Raw genomic sequence first — 12,148 nt, 5'->3', positions numbered from 1 at the left:
AAACAATCGCTCGATGGAACGGCAAAATGCAAAGCTTCCTTGCGTTTTTGCCGCCCCAATCTTTCGCAGAATGCTGTTCTGCGGGGAGTGGCGCCTTAAAAGGCCGCCGGCCCCTTCGACATGGCGACCACGCCGGTGCGGCTGGCCTCCACGAGTCCGAGCTGGGTCATCAGCCCGACGAAGTCGTCGACCTGCTCGGTGGTGCCGGTCAGCTCGAAGACGAAGCTGGTGAGCGTGGCGTCCACCACCTTGGCCTTGAAGATGTCGGCGAGGCGCAGCGCCTCGATCCGCTTGTCACCGGTGCCGGCCACCTTGACCAGCGCCAGTTCGCGCTCCACCGCCGGTCCCTCGTCGGTCAGGTCATGGACACGGTGGACCGGAACCAGCCGGCTCAGCTGCGCCTTGATCTGCTCGATGATCATCCGGGTGCCGGAGGTGACGAGCGTGATGCGCGACAGGTGGTCGGCATTGTTCACCTCGGCCACCGTCAGGCTTTCGATGTTGTAGCCGCGGCCGGAGAACAGCCCGATGACGCGGGCGAGAACGCCCGGCTCGTTGTCCACCAGCACGGCGATGGTGTGCTTTTCGATCGCGTTTTCCATGAGACCCGTCCCTCCTGTTCGTTCGTCGTCAGCCGATCAGACCAGCACCATGCCGTCTTCCGGCGTGGCGTCGGACGGGCTGTCGTCCGGACCGAACAGGATCTCGTTGTGGGCCTTACCGCCCGGGATCATCGGGAAGCAGTTTTCCTTCGGATCGACGGCGATGTCGATGATGCAGGGACGGTCGGTGACCGCCAGCATCTTCTCGATCACCTGATCGACCTCGGCCACCGTGGTGGCGCGCAGGCCGACGCAACCCCAGGATTCCGCCAGCTTCACGAAGTCCGGCAGGGCTTCGGAGTAGCTCTGGGAATAGCGCGATCCGTGCAGCAGTTCCTGCCACTGGCGCACCATGCCCATATACTGGTTGTTCAGGATGAAGATCTTGACCGGCGCGCGGTACTGCACGGCGGTGCCGATCTCCTGCATGTTCATCAGGAAGCTGGCCTCGCCCGACACGTCGACGACGATGGCGTCGGGGTGGGCCAGCTGGGCGCCGATGGCGGCCGGCAGGCCGTAGCCCATGGTGCCGAGCCCGCCCGAGGTCATCCAGCGGTTCGGCTGGTCGAAGGGCAGGAACTGGGCGGCCCACATCTGGTGCTGGCCGACTTCCGTCGTGATGTAGTGGTCCTTGCCGCGCAGGGCCTCGCGCAGGCGTTCCAGTGCGTACTGCGGCTTGATGACCGATTCGGTGCGGTTGTAGTTCAGGCAGTTGCGGGCACGCCAGCCCTCGATCTTGCCCCACCACTCCTTCAGCGCGGCCTTGTCCGGCGACTTGGCGCGCGCCTTCCAGATGCGCAGCATGTCTTCCAGCACGGCGCCGCAGTCACCGACGATCGGAATGTCGACCGCGACGTTCTTGTTGATCGAGCTGGGGTCGATGTCGACGTGGATCTTCTTGGAACCCGGCGAGAAGGCCGACAGCTTGCCGGTCACGCGGTCGTCGAAGCGGGCGCCGATGTTGATCATGACGTCGCACTCGTACATGGCGAGATTCGCCTCGTACGTGCCGTGCATGCCGAGCATGCCCAACCACTGGCTTTCGGACGCCGGGAAGGCGCCCAGGCCCATCAGGGTGGAGGTGATCGGGAAACCGGTGGTCTTGACGAACTGGGTCAGCAACTTGGCGGCGAAGGGGCCGGCGTTGATCACGCCGCCGCCGGTGTAGAAGACCGGCCGCTTGGCGTTGGCGATCAGCTCGATCGCCTCTTCGATGCGGGCGATCTCCGGCTTCACCTGCGGACGATAGGTCTTGTGCTTGACCTCCGCCGGCGGGACGTAGGTGCCGTCGGCGAACTGCACGTCCTTCGGGATGTCGACCAGCACAGGGCCGGGACGGCCGCTGCGCGCGACATAGAAGGCCTCGTGCAGGGTACGGGCCAGATTGTCGACGTCCTTCACCAGGTAATTGTGCTTGGTGCAGGGACGGGTGATACCGGTGGTGTCGGCTTCCTGGAAGGCGTCGTTGCCGATCAGGTGGGTCGGCACCTGACCCGACAGGCAGACCAGCGGGATGCTGTCGCACAGCGCGTCCAGCAGGCCGGTCACCGCGTTGGTGGCGCCGGGGCCGGATGTCACCAGCACGCAGCCGACCTTGCCGGTCGAGCGCGCGTAACCTTCGGCCGCGTGAACCGCGGCCTGCTCGTGGCGTACAAGGACATGCTTCAGGTCGTTCTGCTGGAACAGCGCGTCGTAGATGGGAAGTACGGCGCCGCCGGGATAGCCGAAGATGATGTCAACGCCCTGATCCTTCAGGGCCTTGATGACGATCTGGGCGCCGGTCAGCTTCTGTTCGGACATCGCTCACGACCTTCTCATGTGGGCGCCTCCTCTAAGGCACCCGGTTCCTTGGACTTGTCACCGGCCGAGGCTGCTGGGCTATGCCGCCGGAACAACGGCTTAGCCCCGATGGCGGGGGCCGGGAGCGGCAAATTAGTCAAAAGCCCGGTCGCAGGTCAACCCATTTTGCGAATGTTCGCAAAGTTTTTTTGCCGCAGTTTTTCCAAATGTTGCGCATTGGCTTTGCAACATCGGCTCTGCACCGCTTGGCTCCACCGGATACGGAAACGGCGGCCGCACCGAAGCGCGGCCGCCGTTCCGAAGAGGCGACGATGAAAAGCCGAAGCCGTCAGGCGGCGGTCTTCAACAGCCCGCACAGGCGGCGGATCCCCTCGCGGATCTGGGCTGGCTTGGTGACGGAAAAGGCCAGGCGCAGGGTATTCTTGCCCGACCGGTCGGCGTGGAAGGCCGAACCGGGGACGAAGGCCACGTTGGCCTCCTTGATGGCGCGGGCCAGCAGTTCGGTGCCGTCGACACCCTCCGGCGCCTCGATCCAGACGAACAGGCCGCCTTCCGGCTTGGTCCAGGTGACGCCCGGCGGGGCGTATTCCTCGAGAGCCGCCAGCATGGCGTCGCGGCGCTCCTTGTACTGGGTGCGCAGCAGCTTGAGGTGACTGTCGAAGATCTGCGAGACGACGTCGTGCATGACGATCTGGTTGATCGTGCTGGCATGCAGGTCGGCGGCCTGCTTCATCAGGACCAGCCGGTTCACCACCTCGGGCGCCGCGTTGACCCAGCCGACGCGCATCGCCGGCACCATCGTCTTGGAGAAGGTGCCGCCGAAGATGACATTGGTCAGCTTGCCGCCGTTGCGCTCGCAATCCAGCGCCGCCAGCAGCGGCAGATGCTCGCCGTCATAGCGCAGTTCGCAATAGGCGGTGTCCTCGATCACCGGCACGCCGGCGGCCTCGCAGGCGTCCAGGATGGCGTGACGGCGGGCCAGCGTCACCGTGGTGCCGTTGGGGTTTTGGAAATCGGGGACGAGGTAGAAGAACTTCGGCTTCTGCGCCAGCGCCTCGATCAGCGCCGTCATTTCCGGCCCTTCCTCGTCCATCGGGATCGAGAGATAGGTCGGCTCATAGGGCGAGAAGGCCTGGAGCGCGCCGAGATAGGTCGGGCGGGTCACCACGATCTTGTCACCGGGGCCGATCAGCAGCTTGCCGACGAACTCCAGCACCTGCTGCGAGCCATTGGTGATGAGAACGCCGTCCAGCCCGATGTTGACGCCCTTGCCGCCCATATAATCGCAGATCCACTCCCGCAGCGGCGTGTAGCCTTCGGTGATGGAATATTGCAGGGCGGCGCCGGCACCGGAATTGGACTGGAAGATCTTCTCGTAGGCGCGTGCGATGGCTGAGCTGGGGAACAGGTCCGGATCGGGGATGCCACCGGCGAAGGAGATGATCTCCGGACGATCGATCAGCTTCAGCAGTTCCCGGATTTCGGACGCCGTCATGCCGCCCACGCGGCCCGCGAACACATGACCCCAATCAACCGACACGGTGCTTCTCCTTCGGATCAGTAATTTAGTATCGTTCTCAGGCGGTCGAGCATTGCATTTCGTACCGCAGGCGAACAAGGCAGATCGATGGTATGGCAGCTATGCTGTCCTGTATGACTTACCAGCATATCGGGTGATTTGCCAACAATCTGATGTCGGAACCACGTGACCTGCCGTTTGGCATAGCGGCGGGTCGATTGCTGGGCCAGCGCAATGGCCTCGTCGAGCGGGATTTCGCCGTGCAGAACGCGGCGCAGCTCGGGCACTCCCAACGCTTTCAGCACCGGCAGGTCGGGGGCGAGGGGCCGTTCGCGAGCGAGAGCGTCCAATCGCCGCACCTCCTCCATCGCCCCCTGCTCCATCATCAGGTCGAAGCGCCTGTCGCACTGGGCATAGAGGTCGGCCCGCGGCGGATCGAGCACAAGGATGGTGAAGCGCAGATCCTCCGGCGCGCCCTGTGCGGTCCGGCTCTGCCAATGGGACAGCGGATGGCCGGTCGCCTGCAGCACCTCCCAGGCGCGGGTCAGGCGGGTGGTGTCGCCGGGGTTCAGCTTTGCCGACGCCGGGTCGCAGGTGACCAGTTCGGCACGGAAGGCCTCGCCGCCGATGGCGGCCAATCGGGCATGGGCGGCGGCACGCACCTCGTCGGGGATGGGCGGCACCTCGCTCAGCCCCTGCATCAGGGCGCGCAGATAGAGACCGGTGCCACCGACCACCACCGGCAGACGTCCCTCGACCCTGGCGGCTGTGATCTCCGCCAGCGCCATGTCGCGCCAGCGCGCCGCCGAACCGCGTTCCGCCGCCGGCAGCACGCCATAGAGCCGGTGGGGTGCCCGCGCCAGATCCTCGGCCGGCGGCCGGGCGGTCAGCACATCCAGGTCGGCGTAGAGCTGCATGCTGTCGGCGTTGATGACGGTGCCGCCGAACGCCTCGGCGATGGCGAGCGCCAGCCCCGACTTGCCCGACGCGGTGGGGCCGCCGATGACGATGACGTCGGCCAGAGGGGTGGCCAGAGGGTTGGTCAGAGGGGTGGTGAGGTCGCTCATCGCCCTTGCATGGCGTTCCGGCGCCCGCTTTGCAACACCCAACCGCATGCCGACGCCGAAGCTTCGTTGGACCCGGCCCCGTGGCTGTGGTAGGCAGCGCGCAAAGGCCCTCTTTTCCTCGGGATACCCGCCGATGAACGCCGTCGCCACGCTGATCGCCCCCCGCACCGCCACGCTCGACGAGGCTGCCGTCCTGACCGCCAAGGCGGCGCTGGTCGGGCTGGGCGCCGATGCCGGCGCACCGGACTGGCTGGCGCCGGGCACCGCCTGCGACCTGCCTTTCGGCAATCTGGCGCCCGAACAGGCGGAGGCGGCGATCCGCCATGCCCTGACGGCGAATGGGGCCGGCGTGGCGCTGGACATCATCGCCCAGCCGGCAGCGACGCGGCGCAAGCGGCTGCTGGTCGCCGACATGGAATCGACGATCATCGAGCAGGAGATGCTGGACGAGCTTGGCGATTATGTCGGGCTGAAGGACCACATCGCCGACATCACCGCCCGCGCCATGAACGGCGAGATCGACTTCAAGGACGCGGTGCGCGAGCGGGTCGCCCTGTTGAAGGGTTTGAAGGAGACGGTGATCGACGAGGTGTGGCAGCGCGCCACGCTGATGCCGGGTGCCGCCCAGCTGATCGGCACCATGCGCGCCAACGGCGCCGTCTGCGTTCTGGTGTCGGGCGGCTTCCGCTGCTTCACCGGCCGGGTGCGCAGCTGGATCGGCTTCGACGACGACCGCGGCAACGAGCTGGAGGTGGTCGACGGCGTGATGACCGGCAAGGTGATCGAGCCGATCCTGGACAAGGACAGCAAGCTCCAGGCGCTGATGGCCTATGCCGGCGAGCACCGTGTGCCGGTGGCGGAGACCATGGCCGTTGGCGACGGCGCCAACGACTTGCCGATGCTGCTGGCCGCCGGGCTGGGCGTCGCCTTCCATGCCAAGGCGGTGGTCGCCGCCGAGGCCCGCGCCCGCGTCGACCATGGCGACCTCACCGCCCTGCTCTACGCCCAGGGCTACCGGGCGACGGAGTTCGTGGGGTAAGGGGCTGGTGGCCCTATACCCTCACGCCCACACGCCACGCACATAGGGCGTCAGCTGCGTGTCCATCAGGATGATGTGGCGGACCAGCCAGTCGGCTGTGAATTTGTAGAGCTGCTCCGCATTCTCGTGGGTAGGGTCGATTGAAAAGCGGTTGGACAGCTCGCTGACCATCTTCACCGCGGCGCGGTGCATGGCGACGTGCTCCTCGAATTTCGGGTAATGCACGATCTGCATGATCCGCTCTTCGCGGGCGAAATGCTCCTTGGTGTATTCCAGCAGCTTGACCAGGATCTTGGCGACGCGGACCGGCTGGAACCGCTGAGCGGCCAGTGCTGCGTCGAGTTCGTTCAGATACTCGATCAGATGCTTGTGATCGTCGTCGATGGACGGTTGGCCGACGCTCAACTGCCGTCGCCATGTTATGGCGCCCATGACCCTGCCGCCTCCCCCCTTGCCGGCACCCCGTTAGCCCGGATTATGGCTGGTGTTACCATTGCGCCAAAACAGCCGGCGGCGTCACACGGCAATATGACGCACCCGCCAGGAGACAGGCGGAGGGGAAGGCCGGGAACGGAACAGGGCGGATGCGTCGCCGCACCCGCCCCATTCCGCATCCTGTGCCCCGCCGTTATTGGGCCGGGATCAGGTTCCGACGTCGTCAGCCGACGATCGAATAGCCGCAATCGACATAGGTGGTGTCGCCGGTGATGCCCTTGGCGCCATCGGTGGCGAGGAAGGCGGTGGTGTAGCCGACCTCTTCGATGGTGACCAGACGGCCTTCCGGCGCACGCTCGGCGGCCTTGTTCATCAGCTCGTCGAAATGGGCGATGCCGGAGGCGGCGCGGGTCTTGATCGGGCCGGGGGAGATGGCGTGGACGCGGATGCCCTTCGGGCCCAGCTCGGCTGCCAGATAGCGAACGCTGGCTTCCAGGGCGGCCTTGACCGGACCCATGACGCCGTAATTGTCGATGACGCGGTTGGCGCCGAAATAGGACATGGTGAACAGCGACCCACCGTCCTTCATCAGCGGCTCGGCATACTTGGCCATGCGGATGAAGGAATGGCAGGAGACGTCCATCGCCTGCTGGAAGCCCTCTCGCGAGCAATCGACGACGCGGCCGTGCAGATCCTCCTTCGGGGCGAAGGCGATGCTGTGCAGCGCGAAGTCGAGCTTGCCCCACTTCTCGCCGATCTTGTCGAAGATGGCCTTCAGTTCGCCCTCGCCGGTGACGTCCACCGGTTCGAAGATCTCGGCCTCGAGCTGCTGGGCCAGCGGCTCGACGAACTTCTTGGCCTTGTCGTTCAGATAGCTGACCGCGAGGTCGGCACCCATCGCGCGGAAGGCGCGGGCGCAGCCCCAGGCGATCGACTGGTCGTTGGCGATGCCAAGAACGAGCCCCTTCTTGCCTTCGAGCGTGGCGGCGGCGGGAATGATCGTGGTCATGCGGACTGTCCTGCGGTCGATGTGACGGGAGGAGCGGCCGCAACGGTGGCGGCCTTTCGCCGGGTGCACAGACGCGGCGTTCCTTGTGCAGTGCACCATAAACGAACCGCCGCGGGTCCGCAACGTGCATTGGGCGCGAACCGCACATGCGCTACAATCATTGCGCAGCATTGTCGCAGGCATGATCAGTAAAAGCCGAAGTCCTCCAAATTTTGACTTTCATTGATCCATATCAAAAACGGCCCGCCAGCCTGGGATCGGCAGGCCGTTTCTTGATGGCATTTCTGTTATGGCATCAGGCCGCTTGGCTGATTGCCCGCTTACCGCGCAACACCCGGGCTGAAGGAGGGCGGATCGCTCGCCGGGAAGGATTCCTGGGAAGCCTCGTCGACGATCTCCTCCTCGCAGCTCTCCTGATAGATGTCGCCGGGATGGCGGGAATAGGGGTCGATGCCATGTTCGACATCCTGAGCCGGAAAGGCCGCCCGGTCGTTGTGCGACCAGTCGGCCAGCATCGCCTTGCCGGGGCAATAGCCGGTCAGGCCGCGCGCGACCAGGGCGCCACCGGCCAGCGCCATGGCGGCGCCGGTCCAGTTGGGCCGGCGCAGGCCCAGCACCGCCAGAACCACGCCGCCGGCCAGCGACGCCAGCCGTTCATTGTGGCCGACGTTAATGCCGTAGCTGCCGGTGGGGCCGGGCAAGCGGTCGGCCATATGGTCCGCTATGCCGCGCAGGTTGCGCTGGGCCGTATCGGTGATCGAAGAGAGTTCCATGTCGGTCCTCCTGAATGCGGATCCCGGTCAGGCGGGTCCCAATCAGGGACCGTCCGCCATCGGATCGTTATCGCGTCACTGTTGGGAAACCGGCGGCTGGGGGCTGCCGTTCCCGGATGGCGTCTGCGCGGCGGCATCCGGCGCCGCCTGGGGCGCACCGCCCTGCCCCATTCCTGCGCCGGGCGTCGTCCCGCTGGAGCCGGCGGCGCCGCGCGCCTGCTGCAATTCGCTGTTCAGCCGCGCCACTTCCTGAGACAGGCGCTGCACCTCCTGGCGCAGCGGTGCCGCCGAGACGTCTCCGTTTCCGCCAGCCGCACCGGCGATGGCGGCCAGCGTCGCCGAATCGCGCATCCAGTAGGGGGCGACGCCGTAATAGGTGTGAACCGCCATCGCCCACTGGCGGTCGTTCATGTTCGGGCGGTTCTTGTCGTCGAAACGCGGCGCGTTGGTCAGCTTGTCCTTCGGCACATTCAGGACATAGCCCTCGCCCGACGGGGTGAACAGCGCCCACGGAACCGCGAAGTCGGCCTCGCCGATGCCGAGGAAGCCGCCCAGTTCGACCACCGCATAGGCGACACGCCCGGTGCCGGGATCGATGATCAGTTCGGAGATGCTGCCGAGATCCTTGCCATCCGGGCTGCGCAGCTTGGCGTTCTCAAGATCGTCGGCGGCGATGGCGCGCGGATGGGCGATGGAATCCTGGAGCGCCGTCGCCTCGCCCAGGATGGCTTGGCAGGCGGGAGCGTTGCCCTTCTGTGCAGCGGCCTGCGCCGCCTGCTGGAGCGCGCGCAGCTGTGCGGTTTCCTGCGGGGTCACCGGAGCGGCGGAGCCGGGGCCGGCAGCCTCGAGAGCCGCCGCCTGCTGTCCCAGCCGGTCAAGCCCGGCCGCGCAGTCGTCGGCCGCCAGCACGGGCGCGGCGAAGGACAGTGTTCCCAGCGCGGCCAGCAGCAGGGCCGTTGCAGGGGTGGGGCGCGTCATCAGGGCATCCTCCGGCTTGAATCGTCTCATGCTGCATGAACAGCATTGTCAAGCCGGAGGTTCCATCAGCCAGAGAGTCCCGGGCGCCGATCTTCCCCCAGTTGTGGAAGGTCAGCCCGGAAGGGGCAATCCACCGCGCTGGACGATAAAGGACTGGATGGCATCGACCCCCTCGCCCGCCTTGACGTTGGCGAAGACGAAGGGGCGGTCGCCGCGCATCTTGCGGGCATCGCGGTCCATCACCTCCAGGCTGGCGCCGACCATCGGGGCGAGATCGGTTTTGTTGATGACCAGTAGGTCCGAGCGGGTGATGCCCGGCCCGCCCTTGCGCGGGATCTTGTCGCCGGCCGACACGTCGATGACGTAGATGGTGATGTCCGCCAGCTCCGGCGAGAAGGTCGCCGCGAGGTTGTCGCCACCCGATTCGATGAAGATCAGATCGAGGTTGGGGAACTTCGCGTTCATCTGGTCGACGGCGGCGAGGTTGATCGAGGCATCCTCGCGGATCGCGGTGTGCGGGCAGCCGCCGGTCTCCACGCCCATGATCCGTTCCGGCTTCAGGGCGCCGGAGCGGGTGAGGAACTCCGCGTCCTCCTTGGTGTAGATGTCGTTGGTGATCGCCGCGACCTCCCAATCCTCGCGCATGCGCTTGCACAGCGCGTCGGTCAGCGCGGTCTTGCCGGAGCCGACGGGACCGCCGATGCCGACGCGAAGCGGACCGGCGTGGCTCTTTTCGATAGCGGGGAGAGCGCTCATGAGCGGAACAGCCTCGTATATTGGGTTTCGTGGATCATCGAGGTCCAGTCGACGGCCATCGCCCGGCCGCCGAGATCGTCGAGCGGGGCCGCCAGCGCCGCGTCGGCCGCCCGGTGCGTGATGGGGTCGAGCGCGGCCAGCGCCCGCTGCCCATCGGTCTGGCCGAGCGGCACCAGCCGCACGCCGGCCGACACCAGATTGGCCGAAAAGGCGTGGAGGTAGGCGGTCAGCGCCGGCCCCTCCGCCACGCCGATCAGCGCGGCGGCTAGTGACACCGCCACCGCATAGGCGACCGGCCGTCCGGTGGAGGCGATCACCGCATCCCAGCGCGCGAGCCCGTCGAGCGGCCATGCGGCGCGGATCGCCAGCAGGAAGGCCTGCCCTTGCGCCCGCGATTCCAGTCCCATCTCGGCCGACGCACGCAGGATGTCGGCCCGCTCCACCGCCCAGGCGAAACCGGCCTCGTCGCCGGCCAGCACGGCGCGGTGGGCGGCGGCGAAGAGCATGCCGTCGGTCCGCCCGGCACCATGGCGCAGGATGCCGTCGAGCCAGACGATCATCGTCGCCCGGTCACGCACCAGCCCCTGCTCCACCGCCGCCTCGATGCCATGGCTGTAGGAAAAGCCGCCGACCGGAAAGCTGGGCGACAGCCACGCCAGCAGGCGTGTCAGGGCGTGGGTGGAAACGCCATCCCTCACGTCAGTGCGAATGTCCATGCCCGCCGCCATGCGAATGACCGCCATAGGCGCCGCCTTCCGGCATGAAGGGCACCGTCACGCCGCGCACCTCGGCCCCCAGCCCGCGCAGCATGTCTTCGATCACATGGTCGCGGCGCAGACGGATGGTGTCGCCGACGATCTGCACCGGCAGGTGACGGTTGCCGAGATGCCAGGCAACGCGGGCGAAGGCCTCGACCGGGCCGGGCACGCGGACCTCCATCAGCTCCTCCGGGGCGGCGACCACGCGGAGGAAGCTGCCGTCGCTCAGCTCAAGCCCGTCGCCGTCGTCTAGCGCCACCGCCCGCGGCAGGTCGAGCAGGAAGGCGCCGCCGGCATCGTCAGTCATCGCCATCCGGCGGCGGAAGCGGTCGTCGAAGGCGAGCGTCACGGTGCCGGCCGCCTGCTCGACCGGCCAATGGCCGCGGGCGTGGACTCGGGTGGCGCGGCGGGCGGGATCGGTCATCAGATAAGCCGTTCGAAGGGGGTCGGGTGGCCGAAGAAGCGGCCGGCCAGTTCGCTGACCAGCGCCGCGTCCCCGGTGGTGAAGAAGCGAAGGTCCCGCTCGGCCGGGTCAGGACGGTATTCGGGGTGACGCTCGAAATACTGCTCCAGCGAGCGGGCGGTCAGCGTCGGCTGGCACAACACCTCCACCCCCGGCGGCAGCGCGCGGGCGAACAGGTGGCGGACCAGCGGATAATGGGTGCAGCCCAGCACCACGGTGTCCAGCGGCTGGCTGCCCATCTTGTCCAGCAGGACGCGGACATAGCCGTTCACCGCCGGCTCGATTTCGTCGTCCGACGCACCACGCTCGATCAGCGGCACGAGGTCGGGGCAGGCCTGCTGCACAACGCGGACGGACGGGGCGCGCTTGCCGATCTCCCGCGGGAAGGAGCCGGAGTTGACCGTCGCCGCGGTGGCGAAGATGCCGACACTGCGCGGCTCCGCGAGATGGTCGGGCGGAACGGTATCGATCATCCACGGCACGCGGGTGATCGCCTCCACCATCGGCACCAGCACCCCCAGCACGTTGCGGCCGGGATGGGCCGACGGCAGCCATTCCTGCTGGAGCCGGCGCAGCGCGACGGCTGCGGCGGTGTTGCAGGCTATGACGATCAGCCGGCAGCCCTGGTCGAACAGACGGTCCATCCCGGCGATGGTCAGCCGGTAGATGTCGTCCTCGCTGCGCGGCCCGTAGGGAGCGGCGGCATGGTCACCGAGATAGACGAAGGGCCGGCCGGGTGCCGCGTCCACCAGGGCGCGCAGCACCGTCAATCCGCCATGTCCTGAATCGAATACACCGATCACGAATAGACCCTGCCTAAGACTCCTTCTCCCCCGCCCATTTTCTAAGAGGGGAGAAGGCTGGGATAAGGGGGTTCGGCGCAGCCGAAGAGATCCTCGAAGCGGTTCCCCCCTCACCCTAACCCTCTCCCCGGGGGGGAGAGGGAGTT

Annotated in this window: 13 protein-coding genes; 1 reads left to right on the top strand and 12 read right to left on the bottom strand. The window is 66.9% G+C overall.

Going from position 1 to position 12,148, the window contains the following annotated elements; genetic code table 11:
- Positions 1–95: 95 nt before the first annotated feature.
- The 4 genes from ilvN to miaA all read right to left on the bottom strand — a co-directional run bounded on the left by ilvN (position 96) and on the right by miaA (position 4,988).
- Positions 96–602 carry an acetolactate synthase small subunit gene (gene ilvN / locus GBZ48_RS05755; protein WP_109050858.1) on the bottom strand — a complete coding sequence of 169 codons (507 nt, stop codon included), beginning with the start codon at positions 600–602 and terminating at the stop codon, positions 96–98.
- A 36-nt stretch (positions 603–638) separates the two neighbouring features.
- Positions 639–2,402 (bottom strand): acetolactate synthase 3 large subunit, encoded by a 1,764-nt coding sequence (locus tag GBZ48_RS05750; protein WP_174470158.1) that lies wholly within the window; start codon positions 2,400–2,402, stop codon positions 639–641.
- Positions 2,403–2,730: 328 nt separating this feature from the next.
- Positions 2,731–3,942, bottom strand: coding sequence for an aminotransferase class I/II-fold pyridoxal phosphate-dependent enzyme (locus tag GBZ48_RS05745; protein ID WP_209798481.1), 1,212 nt, complete (start codon positions 3,940–3,942; stop codon positions 2,731–2,733).
- Between the two features lie 17 nt (positions 3,943–3,959).
- The gene (gene miaA / locus GBZ48_RS05740; RefSeq protein WP_174470157.1) at positions 3,960–4,988 is read right to left on the bottom strand and encodes a tRNA (adenosine(37)-N6)-dimethylallyltransferase MiaA; all 1,029 of its coding nucleotides are present in this window, start codon (positions 4,986–4,988) and stop codon (positions 3,960–3,962) included.
- Positions 4,989–5,121: 133 nt separating this feature from the next.
- On the opposite strand from miaA, the gene serB reads away from it, so the two are divergent.
- Positions 5,122–6,027: a phosphoserine phosphatase SerB gene (gene serB, locus GBZ48_RS05735; protein WP_174470156.1), complete on the top strand. Its 906-nt coding sequence runs from the start codon at positions 5,122–5,124 to the stop codon at positions 6,025–6,027.
- A 21-nt stretch (positions 6,028–6,048) separates the two neighbouring features.
- Here the strand turns inward: serB and GBZ48_RS05730 are convergent, their stop codons facing one another.
- The 8 genes from GBZ48_RS05730 to murI all read right to left on the bottom strand — a co-directional run bounded on the left by GBZ48_RS05730 (position 6,049) and on the right by murI (position 12,002).
- On the bottom strand, positions 6,049–6,459 hold the full coding sequence (locus GBZ48_RS05730; RefSeq protein ID WP_098739335.1) for a bacteriohemerythrin: 411 nt from the start codon (positions 6,457–6,459) through the stop codon (positions 6,049–6,051).
- A gap of 226 nt (positions 6,460–6,685) precedes the next feature.
- A complete protein-coding gene (gene fabI, locus GBZ48_RS05725) occupies positions 6,686–7,471 on the bottom strand; it encodes an enoyl-ACP reductase FabI (protein ID WP_109050864.1) in 786 nt (261 codons plus the stop codon).
- Positions 7,472–7,791: 320 nt separating this feature from the next.
- Complete coding sequence (locus GBZ48_RS05720) at positions 7,792–8,244, bottom strand: YgaP family membrane protein (protein ID WP_174470155.1); 453 nt, start codon at positions 8,242–8,244, stop codon at positions 7,792–7,794.
- 75 nt (positions 8,245–8,319) lie between these two features.
- Complete coding sequence (locus GBZ48_RS05715) at positions 8,320–9,222, bottom strand: PRC-barrel domain-containing protein (RefSeq protein WP_246307001.1); 903 nt, start codon at positions 9,220–9,222, stop codon at positions 8,320–8,322.
- A 111-nt stretch (positions 9,223–9,333) separates the two neighbouring features.
- Entirely contained in the window at positions 9,334–9,978 is a 645-nt protein-coding gene (gene ureG, locus GBZ48_RS05710) for an urease accessory protein UreG (protein ID WP_098739331.1), read from the bottom strand.
- Positions 9,975–10,721, bottom strand: coding sequence for an urease accessory protein UreF (locus GBZ48_RS05705; RefSeq protein WP_174470153.1), 747 nt, complete (start codon positions 10,719–10,721; stop codon positions 9,975–9,977). The genes ureG and GBZ48_RS05705 overlap by 4 nt, the downstream gene beginning before the upstream one ends.
- Positions 10,678–11,160: an urease accessory protein UreE gene (locus tag GBZ48_RS05700; protein ID WP_174470152.1), complete on the bottom strand. Its 483-nt coding sequence runs from the start codon at positions 11,158–11,160 to the stop codon at positions 10,678–10,680. Before GBZ48_RS05700 ends, GBZ48_RS05705 begins: the two co-directional genes overlap by 44 nt.
- On the bottom strand, positions 11,160–12,002 hold the full coding sequence (gene murI, locus GBZ48_RS05695) for a glutamate racemase (protein ID WP_174470151.1): 843 nt from the start codon (positions 12,000–12,002) through the stop codon (positions 11,160–11,162). The genes GBZ48_RS05700 and murI overlap by 1 nt, the downstream gene beginning before the upstream one ends.
- Positions 12,003–12,148 lie beyond the last annotated feature (146 nt).

Origin of the sequence: Azospirillum melinis (assembly GCF_013340935.1) — a bacterium.
GTDB lineage: Bacteria > Pseudomonadota > Alphaproteobacteria > Azospirillales > Azospirillaceae > Azospirillum > Azospirillum melinis.
The sequence above is the reverse complement of the archived record's forward strand: the minus strand, read 5'-3'. Positions and strand labels throughout refer to the sequence as shown.

What these genes read in the sequence shown, in the direction of transcription:
- ilvN (WP_109050858.1), bottom strand. Translation starts at nt 602, where the DNA reads ATGGAAAACGCGATCGAAAAGCACACCATCGCCGTGCTGGTGGACAAC.
- GBZ48_RS05750 (WP_174470158.1), bottom strand. Translation starts at nt 2,402, where the DNA reads ATGTCCGAACAGAAGCTGACCGGCGCCCAGATCGTCATCAAGGCCCTG.
- miaA (WP_174470157.1), bottom strand. Translation starts at nt 4,988, where the DNA reads ATGAGCGACCTCACCACCCCTCTGACCAACCCTCTGGCCACCCCTCTG.
- serB (WP_174470156.1), top strand. Translation starts at nt 5,122, where the DNA reads ATGAACGCCGTCGCCACGCTGATCGCCCCCCGCACCGCCACGCTCGAC.
- GBZ48_RS05730 (WP_098739335.1), bottom strand. Translation starts at nt 6,459, where the DNA reads ATGGGCGCCATAACATGGCGACGGCAGTTGAGCGTCGGCCAACCGTCC.
- fabI (WP_109050864.1), bottom strand. Translation starts at nt 7,471, where the DNA reads ATGACCACGATCATTCCCGCCGCCGCCACGCTCGAAGGCAAGAAGGGG.
- GBZ48_RS05720 (WP_174470155.1), bottom strand. Translation starts at nt 8,244, where the DNA reads ATGGAACTCTCTTCGATCACCGATACGGCCCAGCGCAACCTGCGCGGC.
- GBZ48_RS05715 (WP_246307001.1), bottom strand. Translation starts at nt 9,222, where the DNA reads ATGACGCGCCCCACCCCTGCAACGGCCCTGCTGCTGGCCGCGCTGGGA.
- ureG (WP_098739331.1), bottom strand. Translation starts at nt 9,978, where the DNA reads ATGAGCGCTCTCCCCGCTATCGAAAAGAGCCACGCCGGTCCGCTTCGC.
- GBZ48_RS05705 (WP_174470153.1), bottom strand. Translation starts at nt 10,721, where the DNA reads ATGGCGGTCATTCGCATGGCGGCGGGCATGGACATTCGCACTGACGTG.
- GBZ48_RS05700 (WP_174470152.1), bottom strand. Translation starts at nt 11,160, where the DNA reads ATGACCGATCCCGCCCGCCGCGCCACCCGAGTCCACGCCCGCGGCCAT.